The 15,673-nt window shown below is 28.5% G+C and carries 18 protein-coding genes; 1 reads left to right on the forward strand and 17 read right to left on the reverse strand.

The window, feature by feature from the left end:
• Positions 1-43: 43 nt before the first annotated feature.
• From I4V51_RS12545 to I4V51_RS12555, 3 genes are all read right to left on the reverse strand, one after another.
• Positions 44-1,285: a Gfo/Idh/MocA family oxidoreductase gene (locus I4V51_RS12545; protein ID WP_195988775.1), complete on the reverse strand. Its 1,242-nt coding sequence runs from the start codon at positions 1,283-1,285 to the stop codon at positions 44-46.
• 124 nt (positions 1,286-1,409) lie between these two features.
• The gene (locus tag I4V51_RS12550; protein WP_195988776.1) at positions 1,410-2,240 is read right to left on the reverse strand and encodes a phosphatase PAP2 family protein; all 831 of its coding nucleotides are present in this window, start codon (positions 2,238-2,240) and stop codon (positions 1,410-1,412) included.
• A 16-nt stretch (positions 2,241-2,256) separates the two neighbouring features.
• Positions 2,257-3,447 (reverse strand): amidohydrolase, encoded by a 1,191-nt coding sequence (locus I4V51_RS12555; protein WP_195988777.1) that lies wholly within the window; start codon positions 3,445-3,447, stop codon positions 2,257-2,259.
• Between the two features lie 127 nt (positions 3,448-3,574).
• On the opposite strand from I4V51_RS12555, the gene I4V51_RS12560 reads away from it, so the two are divergent.
• Complete coding sequence (locus I4V51_RS12560; protein ID WP_195988778.1) at positions 3,575-4,318, forward strand: hypothetical protein; 744 nt, start codon at positions 3,575-3,577, stop codon at positions 4,316-4,318.
• Positions 4,319-4,375: 57 nt separating this feature from the next.
• Here I4V51_RS12560 and I4V51_RS12565 read toward each other — a convergent pair whose 3' ends face one another.
• From I4V51_RS12565 to I4V51_RS12630, 14 genes are all read right to left on the reverse strand, one after another.
• Complete coding sequence (locus I4V51_RS12565; protein WP_243281504.1) at positions 4,376-5,338, reverse strand: aromatic acid exporter family protein; 963 nt, start codon at positions 5,336-5,338, stop codon at positions 4,376-4,378.
• 184 nt (positions 5,339-5,522) lie between these two features.
• Positions 5,523-6,218, reverse strand: a complete 696-nt coding sequence (locus I4V51_RS12570; protein ID WP_195988779.1) for a CbiQ family ECF transporter T component — start codon at positions 6,216-6,218, stop codon at positions 5,523-5,525.
• Positions 6,187-6,471, reverse strand: coding sequence for an energy-coupling factor ABC transporter substrate-binding protein (locus I4V51_RS12575; RefSeq protein WP_195988780.1), 285 nt, complete (start codon positions 6,469-6,471; stop codon positions 6,187-6,189). Before I4V51_RS12575 ends, I4V51_RS12570 begins: the two co-directional genes overlap by 32 nt.
• Positions 6,471-7,196 (reverse strand): energy-coupling factor ABC transporter permease, encoded by a 726-nt coding sequence (locus I4V51_RS12580; RefSeq protein ID WP_195988781.1) that lies wholly within the window; start codon positions 7,194-7,196, stop codon positions 6,471-6,473. The genes I4V51_RS12575 and I4V51_RS12580 overlap by 1 nt, the downstream gene beginning before the upstream one ends.
• Before the next feature lie 87 nt (positions 7,197-7,283).
• A complete protein-coding gene (locus I4V51_RS12585) occupies positions 7,284-8,048 on the reverse strand; it encodes a cobalt-precorrin-6A reductase (protein ID WP_195988782.1) in 765 nt (254 codons plus the stop codon).
• 53 nt (positions 8,049-8,101) lie between these two features.
• Positions 8,102-8,821, reverse strand: coding sequence for a precorrin-3B C(17)-methyltransferase (gene cobJ, locus I4V51_RS12590; protein WP_195988783.1), 720 nt, complete (start codon positions 8,819-8,821; stop codon positions 8,102-8,104).
• Between the two features lie 10 nt (positions 8,822-8,831).
• Positions 8,832-9,851, reverse strand: a complete 1,020-nt coding sequence (gene cbiG / locus I4V51_RS12595) for a cobalt-precorrin 5A hydrolase (RefSeq protein ID WP_195988784.1) — start codon at positions 9,849-9,851, stop codon at positions 8,832-8,834.
• A gap of 2 nt (positions 9,852-9,853) precedes the next feature.
• Positions 9,854-10,600, reverse strand: coding sequence for a precorrin-4 C(11)-methyltransferase (gene cobM / locus I4V51_RS12600; protein WP_195988785.1), 747 nt, complete (start codon positions 10,598-10,600; stop codon positions 9,854-9,856).
• A gap of 4 nt (positions 10,601-10,604) precedes the next feature.
• Positions 10,605-11,273, reverse strand: coding sequence for a cobalt-factor II C(20)-methyltransferase (locus tag I4V51_RS12605; protein WP_195988786.1), 669 nt, complete (start codon positions 11,271-11,273; stop codon positions 10,605-10,607).
• 1 nt (position 11,274) lies between these two features.
• Complete coding sequence (gene cbiT / locus I4V51_RS12610) at positions 11,275-11,853, reverse strand: precorrin-6Y C5,15-methyltransferase (decarboxylating) subunit CbiT (RefSeq protein ID WP_195988787.1); 579 nt, start codon at positions 11,851-11,853, stop codon at positions 11,275-11,277.
• Between the two features lie 9 nt (positions 11,854-11,862).
• Positions 11,863-12,471, reverse strand: coding sequence for a precorrin-6y C5,15-methyltransferase (decarboxylating) subunit CbiE (gene cbiE / locus I4V51_RS12615; protein WP_195988788.1), 609 nt, complete (start codon positions 12,469-12,471; stop codon positions 11,863-11,865).
• A 74-nt stretch (positions 12,472-12,545) separates the two neighbouring features.
• On the reverse strand, positions 12,546-13,673 hold the full coding sequence (cbiD, locus tag I4V51_RS12620; protein ID WP_195988789.1) for a cobalt-precorrin-5B (C(1))-methyltransferase CbiD: 1,128 nt from the start codon (positions 13,671-13,673) through the stop codon (positions 12,546-12,548).
• Positions 13,674-13,715: 42 nt separating this feature from the next.
• Positions 13,716-14,339, reverse strand: a complete 624-nt coding sequence (locus I4V51_RS12625) for a precorrin-8X methylmutase (RefSeq protein WP_195988790.1) — start codon at positions 14,337-14,339, stop codon at positions 13,716-13,718.
• 39 nt (positions 14,340-14,378) lie between these two features.
• Positions 14,379-15,662 carry a cobyrinate a,c-diamide synthase gene (locus I4V51_RS12630; protein WP_195988791.1) on the reverse strand — a complete coding sequence of 428 codons (1,284 nt, stop codon included), beginning with the start codon at positions 15,660-15,662 and terminating at the stop codon, positions 14,379-14,381.
• Positions 15,663-15,673 lie beyond the last annotated feature (11 nt).

The raw sequence follows: 15,673 nt of genomic DNA on the forward strand, positions 1-15,673 counted from the left end.
CTAAACTTAACTTCTTAATTTTATATATTTATATTTTATAAAATTAAAACTTATTTAAATTTATAATTCTATTTTTAACTCTAGATTCTTCTGCTGCAAAAGCCATAAGATGACTTTCTAATGATTTTCTTCCACTTGATAATGAGTCCTTTTCTTCATTCTCTAAAAGTTTGAATAATTCTATCATTAAGCCTCCATCTCCACCGTTATGTCCTGTAGTAGACTTTTCAATTTTATATAACTTTTCTTTTCTCTCTTGCTTTAAATTTGACCTAAAAGTAATAACTTCTATTTCATTTTTACCCTCATGACCTCTAATTTCCCCTTTAGTACCCATTATTTTTATTGTTCTAGAAATTTCATCTGTAAATCCTGATAAATTAAAAGTAGCAGTAACTCCATTTTCAAACTTTAAAATAGTACTCTGATGATCACAAACATTATTATCACACTCAAATACACATCTACCATAATTATTTTTTTCTAATGAAGATAATATACCTTCTTTAGTTTGAACATTACTTACTACTGTTGCTGGCCATTTACCAATAACATCTAGATATACTTTTCTTGCATCAAACATACAATTATCAATCTTACAATTTATACACCTATCTGAAGCTCCAATTGGCTTATGCTTTTTATTAAAAAACGTTAACTCTCCAAAAGATGCAACACTATCACACTTACTTTCAATAATCCATGATAAAATATCTAAATCATGACAACTCTTTTGCAATATTATAGACGATGTCTCTTCTGAATTTCTCCAATTTCCTCTGACAAAACTATGGGCCATATGGAAAGCACCAACATTTTCATTATGTTGAATAGTTATAATATCACCTATTTCACCCCTCTTAACTATTTCTTTTAACTTTTTAAAGAAGCTTGTATATCTTAATACATGACAAACCATTAATAATAAACCTTTTTCTTCAGACTTATTAACCATATCCATACACTCTTCTTTATTTATTGACATTGGTTTTTCTAATAAAATATTATATCCCTTATCTAAAGCTTTCATAACAGGTTCATAATGTTGTCTATCTAATGTTGATATTATAACTATATCGGCTAATTTTTCTCTTTTAAAGAAATCCTTAATATTAGTAAATACATTTTCTATTCTTATATTATGTTCAAATTTCATCTTTTCTCTTCTAAAGTCATTTGGCTCAACAACTGCTACTACTTTTCCTAAATTACTATTATTCTTTATAAATTCCCCATAAATATCTTGTCCTCGTTGTCCTGCACCAATTATTGCTACAGTTTTCATGCTCATCCCCCTCATATAATATTATTACTTATTTTACCATAAATTACATAAAAAAACGCCCCAGAGGCACAATAAATTAGTTATATAGTACTATTACTAATTTATTGTGCCTCCCAAGCACACTTTAAAATTTAAACTTCTTAAATATCATAGGATATACTCCTATTCCAACAAAACTAATTAATGCATATCTTATAAATGAAAATATAGTTTCACTTGGAAATATTGCTTTTAATCCAACCTGCAATACAAGTAATATTAATATACCTAATAATACTCTTATCACCTTAACTTTAGTACTTTTTTCAGTTGAAAAATTAACATATTTCTTTTCAATATAGATTCCAATTACGAACCCTAAATAAGTTCCCATACCTTTAATAAAGTCTGCTGAATGTGCAAAAGTTAATGCTGGAATAAATACTATAAATGTTATTACATATAATAACATTTTATTTTTAAATCTATTATATAGCTTATAGCATATTAAAGATGTTAATACCCCTAAAATTCCTCCAACTATAACATCCTTTGGATAATGAACTCCTAAGTATAACCTTGAAAATCCTATTAGCATAATAATTATAGTTGCAATAATATACATTGCTTTTTTCTTTATATAAATTGCCATAGCACTATAAAATGAAGCTGCCCCTTGAGTATGACCACTTGGGAATGAATATCCTGTTGCTGTTTCTGATCTTAAAGTTCTAATTCCTTCTTCCCCTATTGGTCTTTTCATCTTAAAAATATCTTTTATTGCATTATTTAAAAGTACACTAGTTAAAACAGAATATGCTATATATTCCCCGAACTTTTTATCTAATGCCCAATAAATAATTGATATTATTGAAATTAATACTATTTGCTCTCCACACATAGTTATAAGTTGAAATAAAAAATCAAAAAATGGATTTGCTATACTTTGAATATGTCTTAAAATTTCTAATTCCATAAATTTCGCTCCTTAATTAATGATGAAAAAGATGTCTTCTCGGCTCTTTTACAGTTGCCTCTAAAGCATAAGCAACATATAACTCTGTACTTATTAACACAGCTTTTTCATCTATATTAAATTTATCATTATGATTAGGATAATCCCTACCTATTTCTTCATTACCAGCTCCTACAAACACAAATACACCTGGAATTCTTTTTTGATATATTGAAAAATCTTCTCCAAGCATCATTCTTGGTACCTTTATGATATCTTCTTCGTTAAATATTTTCTTTGCAGCATCTAAAGCAGTTTTTACCGCACTAGCATCATTAATTACAGCTGGATGATGTGCTACATCATACTCAACAGTAGCAGTCGATCCATATGCTAATGCAGTGCTATATGCTATTCTTTTAATTGATGTTTGTATATGCTTTGCTGTTGATGCATTAAAAGTTCTTATTGTTCCCTCTATTATAGCCTCACCTGAAATAATATTATGTGTTTCTCCTGATTTAATATGCCCTATAGTTACTACTGCCGAATTTACAGGATTTATTTCTCTACTAATTATAGATTGCAAATTCATTACTATTGCAGCACAAACTAAAGTCGCATCTACACATTGATGTGGTTTTCCTGCATGACCTGATTTACCTGTAATTTTTATAGTAAATTTATTTGATGCAGCCATTCTAGGCCCTTCTTCAATAGAGATTTTACCACATTCTATATCTCCAAACACATGTAATCCAAAAATTTCATCTGCATCATCTAAATAACCATGCTCAGTAATTAATTTTGCCCCACATGAATTTTCTTCAGATGGTTGAAATACAAGAATAATTTTTCCTGGAATACTGTCCTCATATTTTTTTAATATCATCGCTGCACCAAGTAATGATGCCATATGCGCATCATGTCCACATGCATGCATTACTCCATTATTTACCGAAGCATATCTAACATCAGTATTTTCTTGTATTCTTAAAGCATCCATATCTGCTCTTAAAGCTATTACCCTACCATCTCCCTTACCAATAGTTGCAACTACTTCTGTTTTTATTCCCTCTTCATATTCAACACCTATTTTATCTAACTCCTCTTTAATTCTTTTAGATGTTCTATGCTCCTCCATACTTAATTCAGGATACTTATGAAAATCCTTTCTTAATGAAATTATATAATTGCTTATAAGTTTTGTTTCTTTTAAAATATCCATAATCCACCCCCACTACTTAAATTATATAATTTTATGAAAATATTGTATATTATTTTAATTAAATGATTTCATTCTTTGTAAAAATATGGTAATATTTTTATAGTAAGAATTTTTTCGAGGTGAAATTATGAAAAGAAAATTATTAATTCTAAGTTGTACTGTTATTTTATGTTTTTCTCTAACATCATGCGACTTAAAAAGCGCAATTACAGGAGATAAAACACCTAGCACTAAAGAAACAAATACAAAAGAACCAACTACTGAAAATAAAGATGACATAACAAATACTAAGACTACTGATGGAACTAAAAATACTAATTCTGATAACATAACTTCTGATGATGCAGTTTTAACAAATAATAATTCACTTGTAGAAAATAATAGTTCTACTTCTGCTTCTACTATTACCCCTGATAAATCTGCAATTTCATCAACTAGTAACACAGTAAATAGAAACTGTAGAGTTTTCTACTTTAACAAGGTAGATCTTAAAACTTATTGTATTGATACAAGTGTTGCTGTTACTGATAATGCCTTCGTTACTGCATTAACAGACCAATTATATTCAGCACCTAAGGGTAATTCTAATTTTTTTGTTTTATCTAAGGATTATGGAGTAACTTCAGCAACATTAAATTATGATAGTAATATTTTAACTGTTGTATTTAATGAAAACTTTATTAAAGATATGGACCTTTCTACAGAAGTAGCTAACGGAGTTGTAGCTGCAATAGTAAATACTTATGGATATAACTATGGTGTAGATAAAGTTGCTGTTTATTTTGGAAGTGAATTGTACACTGGTCTTGAAGGTACATCTTCCGCTGGATATTCTACAGTAAACTATACTAATTCATTAAAACTTGATTAAAAAATTTAAAAACAGTAAATAGGTTACATAACTTTTAATCTATTTACTGTTTAAACTTTAATGATTTTTACTACTTATAAAGAAATTTCTTTTTATTAATAAAAACTCTTCCATATCATTTAAAAATTGAAGTAATTGTGCCCTACTTTCAAACTCCTCTCTTGACTTTGGTAGTTCCATCTTTTTAAATTCATTTCTTAAACCCTCTAACTCCTGTAATAATTCTTTACAGTCATTAACTTCTCTTATATTCTCAGCAACACATAATGTAAAATCTGCCATAACATTCATTTGTTCAACTGGCATATTAAATCTTTGAAAATGTAGTCTCATTCTATTTATTGTATCAAATTGATTTATTCTCATATTTATGTAATCAGTATAATAAGATGAACTTCTAAAGAAATTATTATTTACTATTTTATAAGCAGTTTCTTTACTTTCATATAATCTTTTTTCTACTTCATCTATTATTTTTTGCTCATCAATATCAACAGTATATGTTACTAATGATTTTGACATTTTACTAATAATTATCCTATAATGCTCCTCTATCCATTCTATATCTTTTCTAAATTTATCTTCAAGTGATGGCATAAATGCATTTGCTATAGCCGCAACCCCTATACCAATTAACATCAATAATAACTCATTAATTACTAAAGATATGGTTATTGTTTTTGCTATTAAAATATGTGTTGAAAGTACCGCTGCTGGAACCATTCCTTCTTGTATTTTTAACTTTGATGTTGTCGGTATTAAAATTAATAAGAATATTCCAAATGCTATAGAACTATTTCCTATTAATTCATATAAAATTACAGATAATAAAATTCCCATGGTGCAAGCTACTATTCTTCTATAACTAACTACTAATGCTTTTTTTCTAGTATCTTGTATGCTTAAAATTGCAATTACTGCCCCTACAGTTGCATACTGTAATCCTAAAACATTTCCTATAATTAAAGATATAGTTGCTGATATAGCCATTTTAAAAGCTAAGTTATATATATACTTCAAACCTATTCATCCCCTCTTTATATATATTCCATATTATATACTAATAATTTAAGGTATAAAAATATTTTTTTCAATTTACTATATACTAACGAGTTAATTATTAAAAGAGGAGCATATCAACCTGCTCCCCTTTTCACACTCTTTCTTATATATTAATTTATAATTTAATATAATAAACATAGCCTTAAATAAAACAACATAAACTCATCAAAATAAAATAACCTATTATAAAAGCAACTCTATATTTACTTGATTCAAATTTATAATAATAATTATGCCTTCCAATATAACATCTATTTTTTAACGAAAGGTTTATTTCTCTCCATCTAAAAATCAAGGACCTAAAAACCAATCCACAAGTTCTTCCAAAATCCCTTATACTATTTTTACATCCACAAAATCCAGCTCTAGATTTTATAGCCTTAAATGTAGTATAAAAATCCTCTTCAATAATTATTATAAATCTCTCCATAGACTTCATAATATCACCAATATCTCTTGTCCATTTATTTTTACTCATCAAATATACAATATGATTAATTGGTGTTGTTAAAGTTAAAAATCCTATACTTAATGCTCCATTTATACCTCTTAATACCAAAGTTAATATATAAATAAAGTCATATCCTTGCCACCATAATGATAAGGCTGTAAAAGTTCCAAAAAACAATGCTATACATATAAATTTATTAATTATACTCTTTGGATTTTTACTTAAGATATTTAATATAATAAAAAATAATATATTAATACCTAAAATATAGTTATTATTAATATAGCTTGCTCCAATTAATGATATTATAGTTAAACTTAGCTTTTCTAATGGATGAATGTCTGTAAGACTGCTATTAATGCTGTACAGACTTATTTCTCTTATCATTACGCTTGCTTCCCACAAAATATCCAATAAAACCTGCACCTAATGCTGCTTGAGCTGCAAAAATAAAACTTTCTACCTCTCCTGATGGTGGTTCCCATAAGCTATTTGCCCATGGCTCATATTCACTATTTATTTCATTAATTATTCCTTCAGCTTGAGCATCTGCACCTTCATATTCTCCATTTGCATTTATTATAAATGGAACAATAATTAATAAAGCTGCAATGCAAAGTAAAATTATAGTTTTTTTCATTATAATAACCCTCCTTCTAATTGCACTAGTTCTTCACTGCAATGTTTCTTAATAAAGTCATATATAACAACTGAAATTATTCCCTCTACTATTGCAAGTGGAATTTGAGTTATTGCAAATACACTCATAAATTTTACTGCAGATGCTAATACGCCTCCTACACTTGATGGATAAGCTAAAGCTAACTGTATTGACGTAACTATATAAGTTGCTAAATTTCCTAAAGCACATCCTGCAAAAATTGCAACTGATACATTCTTTTTCTTTAATAATTTATATATAAAATATGCAACAAATGGGCCTACTATCCCCATTGATAATGTATTTGCACCTAATGTAGTAAGTCCTCCATGAGCTAATAATAAAGCCTGGAATAATAAAACTACTACTGATATTATAGTCATTATAACTGGACCAAAAACAATTGCTCCAAGTCCTGTTCCTGTTGGATGAGATGAACTTCCTGTTACTGATGGTAATTTTAATGCTGACATCATAAATACATATGCAGCCATAAGTGCTAATAACATTTTTATGTCATGATTCTTTTTAATAAGCTTTCTTAATTCTCTTATACTTAATATAATAAACGGTGCTGAAAGTATAAAATAAAAAACTACCCAGCTTAATGGTAAATACCCTTCTGCTATATGCATTGCATATGCATTACTTGGTATTGAAAATGATAGTGCTAAAATAAACACTATGTATAAAAATTTTTTCATTCCTAATTCCCCCTATAAATACGTTTTATTCTTAATAAAATTGATTTTAGAACCCTATCGGTATTCCTGTTTCCCTTAGTCTGTATATTATTTAAAAATTATAAAATTAAGCATTTCTCTTATATTATTAAATTTTCTTCCGTAGTTTATTTCTGGTCTTTTTAGCACTATTATTTTTACATTATTTAATAATGCACTCTCAACCTTTTCCTTCATTCCCCCCTCTTCTCCACTATCTTTTGTGATTAATGCTTTTATTTTATATTCTTTTATAATCCCATTGTTAATTTCAAAGCCAAATGGCCCTTTAATTGCAATTATATTATCCATTGATATACCATTATCTAAAAGTTTACTTATTACCTTTGGCGATGGTAGTATCCTATGAATAATTCTATTTTTCTCACTTTTTAAACCTTCTATCTTTAAAGCATTATTACTTCCAGTTGTATTTAAAATATTCCCATCTATATTCTTAAATACTTCTTCTAAATCCTCATACTTATCCATAAAAATAATATTTTTATTATCTTTTAAATCATTAAAATAACTTTTTCTTTCATATCTTATATATTCAACATTTAGATCATTACAAACCTTAATTAATGTTTTACTTACCTCACTGGCATAAGGATGAGAAGCATCTACAAAAACATTAATTCCAAACTTTATTATTAAATCTTTAAATTCATCTTCATTTAAAGGCTTATAATTAAAATGTTTTGCCTTAAAATTCTTATAAATCTCATACCCATATTCAGTAGCTGTAGAAACTACTATTTCATCGGTATATTTATTTACATGTGATAATATATCTCTTCCCTCACCTGTACCAAGTACAAAACCAATCATAAAATCACACCTATCTTAATATTTAAATTCATAATTTACCTCTTTACTACTAACTAGACATTATATCCTCTTGGAGTAATAAACTTTCCTTCTTTAATAAAGCTTTGAGAATTTCCTACAATAACTATAGAAAACATATCTACAACCTCTTCATCAAAGTTTTCTAAGGTAAATAATTTATAATCTTGTCCTTCTCTTAAAGCATGCCTTACAACCGCTACTGGAGTACTTAACTCTCTATACTCTTTAATTATTTCAATTACCTCTCTTAAATAATGTGGTCTTCCTTTACTTCTTGGATTATATAAAGAAATAATCATATCAGCATCTGCTGCATTCCTTACTCTTTTCTTTATTAAATGATATGGAGTCATTAAATCACTTAAACTTATATTACAGTTATCATGCATTAATGGTGCTCCAACCACTGAACCGGCTGCACTTGATGCAGTAACTCCAGGAATTATTTCAACATTTTCATTTTCCTTCATTTGAAGAATAAGCCCTGCCATTCCATAAATGCCTGAATCACCAGTACTTATTAACGCCACAATATTATTTTCTTTAGATAATTCTAAAGCTTTTCTGCATCTTGATTCTTCACCCCTCATCCCTGTAGAAAACAACTCCTTATCTTCTACAAGAGGCTTTATCATATCAATATATTTGTTATATCCAACAATAATATTACTTTCTTCTATAGCTTCCTTAGCCCTTAAAGTCATATGCTCTAAACCACCTGGTCCTATTCCTATAACATATAATTTTCCCATTTTACTCTCCTTAACTTAGCTCACCAATAGCTAATGTCATTCCATCTCTTTTTATTTTCTTAACAATTATATTTCCACCAGCTAACTCAATAACAGGTTCACTTACAGCAGAAACTCCAGTTGATTTTTTTACAAATTCACTACCCTCATATTTATGTTCAACTTTAGCTATTTCTTGGCTCGAAAAAAATATAAGATCACATTTTAGATTTACTGCTAAATCTAAAATTGCTTTTTCATCACTTTTTATATTAATAGAAGCAATTTTCTCTACAGCTCTTATATCAATATTTTCTTGCGCTAAAATATCGCTTACAAAATCAAATAATTTTTCACTATCTGTATTTCTTTTACAGCCAATTCCTAAAATAATATCTTTTCTAATTAATTTAAGTACTGTTCTAGTTTCGTATTCACTTAAACAACTTATTACTTTACTTTCCTTAACCTTTTGCTCTCTTAATTTTTTATGTGTAATCCAAATAGCATTTCCATGTAGCTCATCTGTTTCTATGTATCCATTAGGACATTTAATTATAGATTTATCATCCTTAAAATAAACATCTTCTCTATTAACAAGCCTTCCTGCAATAACCTTAGCTATTTTTAAATCATCTATAATAAGATTATTATTCATCGCAATTATATCTGGTGCTAAAATATCCATATTATCTGTTGCCGTAGTTATTACAGGAGTATTTCCTAATACTTCAGAAACCATTAAGGTTAATTTGTTTGCTCCGCCTAAATGTCCTGAAACTAAGCTAATTGAAAATTTATTACATACATCAACAACAACTACAGCCGGATCTTTATCTTTGCTTACTAAATATTTAGATATAGCTCTAACTGCAATCCCAGTTGAACTTATAAATATTATTGAATCATATTTTTCAAAGCATTCTTTTGTTATATTATTTAACTTAAAATTCTTAATTTTAGACTTTAAAATTAAATCTCCACCAAGTATATCTTTTATTTTCTCTCCTAAAATATCGCCCTTTTCAATAACACTTATAATACCAATCATAATTACTCTTTAGCCTCTCTAAACATATGTGTAAAGGTCTTATCATATAAAAGACTTTTATCATAATCACAATCTATAAAATCACCAACTAATATTTGAGCACATTTAGTTATATTAGCTTCTTTAACCTTATCTACAATATCATCTAAAGTTCCAACTATACTTCTTTCATTATCCCAAGTAGCTCTTTCAACAATAGCTATAGGAACATTTCTTCCATAACCTATTCTTAACTTTTCTACGACTTTATCAATCATAGATATAGATAAGAAAATACACATTGTTGCTCCAACTTGTGCAAGTTTCTCTAAATCTTCACTTTCTGGTACTGGAGTTCTTCCTTCAATTCTAGTTAAAATTATTGTTTGAGTTACTCTTGGAAGGGTTAGCTCCTTCTTTATGGCTGCCGCTGCTGCAGTAAATGAGCTTACTCCTGGAACTACCTCATATTTAATATTAAGCTTTTCAAGTTCATCCATTTGCTCTTTTATAGCACCATATATTGCCGGATCTCCAGTATGAAGTCTTACTATTACCTTATCTTTATTATCATTCATTACTTCAATAACTTCCTCTAAAGTCATCTTTGCTGAATTATATATTAGTGCCCCTTCTTTACAATAGTCCATATGCTCTTTTGCAACTAAAGAACCTGCATATACAACTACATCAGCCTTAGCTAATATATCTCTTCCCTTAACAGTTATTAAATCTACATCTCCAGGCCCTGCCCCTATAAAATAAACCATAATTCTACTCCCTACTCGCTAATATTAATGACATATAATCTCTTGAACTTTTAATCTCATCTTTATCGGTTAATATAAGTTGTCCTTCTCTTCCTGCCCTACTTACATAAACATAATCAAAGCCTTTTTCCTCTAGTAAATCTACTACTGTTTCTTCATGTTTATAAACCTTCATTATTACAACATATTTTTCATCTTTAATATCTTTTACCCTAGTTGCAGGTAATATCATTAAAGGATTATCTCCAACAACTAAAGTTCTATCCACTAAGCTTGCTGCTGCACAAAATGAAGTTATTCCTGGTACTGTTTCAACATGAAATCCCCTCTCCTCCATATGCTTTAACATATGAATATAAGTGCTATAAACATATGGATCTCCAATTGTAAGGAAGGATATATTTTTACCTTCATTTAATTTTTCTTCTATAAACTCATAAGCTTCTTTTGCTTTTTCAACTCTATTCTTTTTTCCCATAGGAAAATGTTTTATAACTACTTCTGTTCCTTCTTTTATATATTCTTTTGCTGTTTCTAATGCAATGCTATCTCCATCCTCTAAGGCACTTGGTGCAATTACAACATCACTATTTTCTATTGCTCTTACTGCCTTTACAGTTAATAATTCTTTATCTCCAGGTCCTACCCCTATTCCATATAACGTTGCTTTCATATTATTTTACACTCCTTATGCCTTGTACTATATATATGGGATTATTGGCTATCATCATATAGCTTTCTCCCCTATTTTTACTTATATTTACTTGTGAAATATCTACTTTATAATTTAGTTTTTTAATTGTTTCAATTGCTTTATACGCATTATCTAAGGTTATAAAATTCATAACTATAGTGCCTTCACTTTGTAGTAAATCATTAGAAAGTAAAATTATTTCTTCTAAATTCCCACCTGATCCACCAATAAATATTGAATCAAATCTTTTATTTTCATCCTTATAGGTCTTTAATATATCTAGAGCTTCACCTTCATCTAAAACAACATTGTTACATTTAAATTTTTCTAAGTTATTCTTAGTTGTAATTATTGCTTCATTATCCTTTTCAATAGCATATATAATCCCTTTTCTTGCAATCTTAGATGCTTGTACCGTTATTGTTCCTGTTCCAGAACCAATATCAAGCACTATAGCACCTTCCTTCAAATTCATCTTCCATATACTTAAAGCCCTAATATCTTCCTTAGTCATTGGACAATTTCCTCTTATGAATTCACTATCCTTAATTAAAATCATAAACTTTTACTACCCTTCTTTCTCAACAATTAATATTGCCATATCACTAACTTTTTCACGTAAAAATTCTTTTGGTTTACCCTTTAGTATTCTTTCATTTTCATATGATAAATACTCGCCTATAATTACATTACATTCAATATTATTCTCATTTAATAAATTGCATAAAAATGTGCAATTATTTTTATTATCTGTAAGCCATATAGATAATTTATGTTCCTTAACTTTAGCTATAAATTCTTCCTTCCTACCATGTACACTTCCTGTAAATGAATAACTCCAACTTTTGTTTAACTTTGATGTTAAATATTGAAAGGAACTTAATCCTGGTACCACTTCTATATTCCCCTGATAGTTTTTTCTTATATATTCACTTATTCCAAAAAAAGTAGGATCTCCAGATGCAACTAATGAAATAACATTATCTTGTCCATTTGCTTCCATATACTCTATTATTTCCTTTAATGAATTCATTATTGTTTTTTTGGTATTAATAAAATTCAAATCATTAATTACTCTATTAAATCCAATAATCTCATTACTTTTTTTTAATATTTCTATTGCTTTAGGTAATATATAATCTTTACTTCCAGGGCCTATCCCAACAATATAAACCATATTATGCTCCTTTATATATTAAATAAAATTTTCACTTACTTCTTATGTTTTACTATATATATATTTCACTTTTCTCACTCTAATGAGTTATATAAAATGTTATAGTCTGAAAAACCGTAATACATTATTGCATTACATTTCATTTGCCCATAAGTATAAATATTCAATCTTTCAATAATTTTATTCCCTATATTTTTATAAAGCTCTTCATAGCCTTTCCCTAAAAATTTTACAGCTCCTTCACTTGTTTTCTGCTGTAAAATAGTTTTTATAATATTTGTATCATACCCTAAAAGTGCAAGCTCTAAAGCTATAACTTCAAGTCTTACATCATTTACTCTACTATGGGTATTGAAACATCCATAAGCCACTTTACTTACTTTCCCTATATGTCCAACAAGAATAACTTCATTTATCTTTATTTCTAAGCAACACTCTAATGCAAAACCAACAAAGTTTGATATAATAACTATTTCATCTTCATTAAACCCTTGATCCTTAGCACATTTTTCACCTATATTTCCAAAGGTAAGTACTAATCGTTCTTTTTCTTTTCCCTTTTGTCTTATCTCTATTCTTATAGATTCCTTTAATGCCTCTTCTGACATTGGTTTAACTATCCCTGATGTTCCAAGAATAGAAATCCCACCAACAATTCCAAGTCTAGGATTAAATGTCCTTTCAGCTATTTCTCTCCCCTGAGGCGCACTTATTGTTACCTTTATAGGACATTTTTTCTTAATTTGTGCCTTTTCCATATACCTAGACGGTAGGTTCTCCCTTACCGCTTGTTCTATAGTTCTTCTTGGAGTTGGGTTTATAGCATGAAGTCCTTTTTCTATAAATAATCCATCCTTTGTTACAACTCCAATACCCTCTCCCCCTACTAATAAAAAATCTGCTTCTTTATTCTTCCCTTTTATAATTTCCACTTTAGCGTATATCTCTATTCCATCTGTTATATCAGGGTCATCTCCTCCATCTTTTATTACGGAGACTATACAATAATCTTTACATTTCTCTACTGAATTTATAGGTATCGTTATTTTTACTCCCTTGGGTGTTATTATTTCTACATCTTGTAACTTAACATCATTAAAAAGCATAATTGTTGCTGCTTTTGCTGCTGCAGTTGCACAAGATCCAGTGGTATAACCACATCTAAGTTTTTTTCCATCACTCATAACATAAAGGTCTAACATTCTAATAAACTCACCTCCTAATTTCTTATATTTTAATAAATCTTATCTTTCAACCACATTATACATAAGTGCATTTACTATAGAAGCTGCCACAGTACTTCCACCTTTTCTTCCCTTAACTCTTATATACGGAACATTAAGTTCATCTAAGTTCTCTTTACTTTCAGCAGCTCCAACAAATCCTACTGGTACAGCTATAATAAGCTTAGGATTTGCTTTTTTACATTTTATTAATTCTTTTAATTTAAATAATGCTGTAGGAGCATTTCCAAATACAAAAATATCAACATCATCATTGCATGCCTTCTCTACAGCCGCCATAGAACGAGTTATACCTTTTTCTTTTGCTTCCTTATGTACTTCATCTAAATTTACATAACAAATAGCTTTTCCATTTAATTTTGATAAAGCCATCTTATTTATTCCTGATAAAGCCATATTAGTATCTGTATAAATTGTGAAAGGACTTTTAAAAACCTCTTTTGAGGCTTCTATAGCATCTTTACTTATTTCTACTAAATCTTTATATTCAAAATCTGCTGTAGTATGAATAGTTCTCTTTATTATAGAAAGCTCTTCTTTACTAAAATTATGCTCTCCCATTTCACTTTCTATAATCTTCATACTAGTATTTTCTATTTCCATTGGATTTTTAATATAGTCCATATTATATTCTCCTTATTTCCCCTTTAAATAAGCTTTATATTACTTCAATAATTCCTTAATAAACTCAATGTTTCCAAAGAAATGTACATGCGGATAACCAGCTAAAGTATTTTTCTTTTTATATCCACACTTCCAACTAACTTTATCACCAGCATATGTTGTTTTAGTAATATCATATACTGTACTTTCATTAGAATTAACCTTTGATTTATGAAATTCATGACAATTAATTTTTATATTATTAAAGTCTAACGTTGCATATCCAAATCTATTTAACCTTTTAGTCATTTCACTATTTCCTTTGAAGAAACCTACCATATTAACGTTATCTATATTTTCAGTTAAGTACATTAAACCTCCACATTCGGCATAGCAATTTAATCCATTATCAAGGGCTTCCTTTATACTTCTTAACATATCTGTATTTTTACTTAATTGATCCTTAAATACTTCCGGATATCCCCCTCCTAAATATAAGAAGTCAATATTTTCAGGTAGCTTTTTATCTCTAAGTGGACTAAAATAAATAACTTCTCCTACTTCTTCTAATAACTCTAAATTTTCTTTATAATAAAATCTAAATGCCTCATCATAAGCTATTGCAATTTTTTTATTAAGTCTGTTTAAGTGATAATTATCTTCAAATTTCTTTACGTCCTTAAAGCTTTCTATAATTTCATCTAAATTTATATATTTTTCTATAAGCTCTGCTAAGTAATTTATCTTTTTATTTAAGCCTCCAACCTCAACACTTTGAACTAACCCTAAATGTCTACTTTCTAATTTAAGCTCATCATCTTTAGGTACATAACCAAATACTTTTAGCCCACAATGCATTTCTATAGCTGGCTTTAACAAACTATAAAAACTTTCACTTACACAATTTAATACAACTCCAACGATATTAGCATTTCTAAAGTTTTTAATTCCATTAATTTCTGCACATAAAGTCACACTTTGTGCCTTTGGTGTTATAACTAATATAATAGGTGAATCATCTAAAACCTTAGAAACACTATAGGTAGAACATTCCTCATCTAAGCCTTTCCCATCATACAATCCCATAACACCTTCAACTACTGCTAAATCACCTTTTCCTCTAGAGAAGCTAGCCTTAACACCATCCTCCCCCATTATGTGCAAGTCTAAATTTCTTGATACTTTTCCCGTTATTTCAGTATGAAATCCAGTATCAATGTAGTCTGGTCCAACTTTATATCCCTGTACATCATAATTTCTATTTTTTAATGCTTTCATCAATCCAATAGTAAAAGTAGTTTTTCCTCCACCACTACAATTAGATGAAATTATCATTGTCTTCATATATTCTGTCT

This window comes from Clostridium sp. D53t1_180928_C8, from assembly GCF_015667795.1.
GTDB lineage: Bacteria > Bacillota > Clostridia > Clostridiales > Clostridiaceae > Clostridium.

Coding starts and splice junctions, on each gene's coding strand:
- I4V51_RS12545 (WP_195988775.1), bottom strand. CDS start 1,285: ATGAAAACTGTAGCAATAATTGGTGCAGGACAACGAGGACAAGATATT.
- I4V51_RS12550 (WP_195988776.1), bottom strand. CDS start 2,240: ATGGAATTAGAAATTTTAAGACATATTCAAAGTATAGCAAATCCATTT.
- I4V51_RS12555 (WP_195988777.1), bottom strand. CDS start 3,447: ATGGATATTTTAAAAGAAACAAAACTTATAAGCAATTATATAATTTCA.
- I4V51_RS12560 (WP_195988778.1), top strand. CDS start 3,575: ATGAAAAGAAAATTATTAATTCTAAGTTGTACTGTTATTTTATGTTTT.
- I4V51_RS12570 (WP_195988779.1), bottom strand. CDS start 6,218: ATGATAAGAGAAATAAGTCTGTACAGCATTAATAGCAGTCTTACAGAC.
- I4V51_RS12575 (WP_195988780.1), bottom strand. CDS start 6,471: ATGAAAAAAACTATAATTTTACTTTGCATTGCAGCTTTATTAATTATT.
- I4V51_RS12580 (WP_195988781.1), bottom strand. CDS start 7,196: ATGAAAAAATTTTTATACATAGTGTTTATTTTAGCACTATCATTTTCA.
- I4V51_RS12585 (WP_195988782.1), bottom strand. CDS start 8,048: ATGATTGGTTTTGTACTTGGTACAGGTGAGGGAAGAGATATATTATCA.
- cobJ (WP_195988783.1), bottom strand. CDS start 8,821: ATGGGAAAATTATATGTTATAGGAATAGGACCAGGTGGTTTAGAGCAT.
- cbiG (WP_195988784.1), bottom strand. CDS start 9,851: ATGATTGGTATTATAAGTGTTATTGAAAAGGGCGATATTTTAGGAGAG.
- cobM (WP_195988785.1), bottom strand. CDS start 10,600: ATGGTTTATTTTATAGGGGCAGGGCCTGGAGATGTAGATTTAATAACT.
- I4V51_RS12605 (WP_195988786.1), bottom strand. CDS start 11,273: ATGAAAGCAACGTTATATGGAATAGGGGTAGGACCTGGAGATAAAGAA.
- cbiT (WP_195988787.1), bottom strand. CDS start 11,853: ATGATTTTAATTAAGGATAGTGAATTCATAAGAGGAAATTGTCCAATG.
- cbiE (WP_195988788.1), bottom strand. CDS start 12,471: ATGGTTTATATTGTTGGGATAGGCCCTGGAAGTAAAGATTATATATTA.
- cbiD (WP_195988789.1), bottom strand. CDS start 13,673: ATGTTAGACCTTTATGTTATGAGTGATGGAAAAAAACTTAGATGTGGT.
- I4V51_RS12625 (WP_195988790.1), bottom strand. CDS start 14,339: ATGGACTATATTAAAAATCCAATGGAAATAGAAAATACTAGTATGAAG.
- I4V51_RS12630 (WP_195988791.1), bottom strand. CDS start 15,662: ATGAAGACAATGATAATTTCATCTAATTGTAGTGGTGGAGGAAAAACT.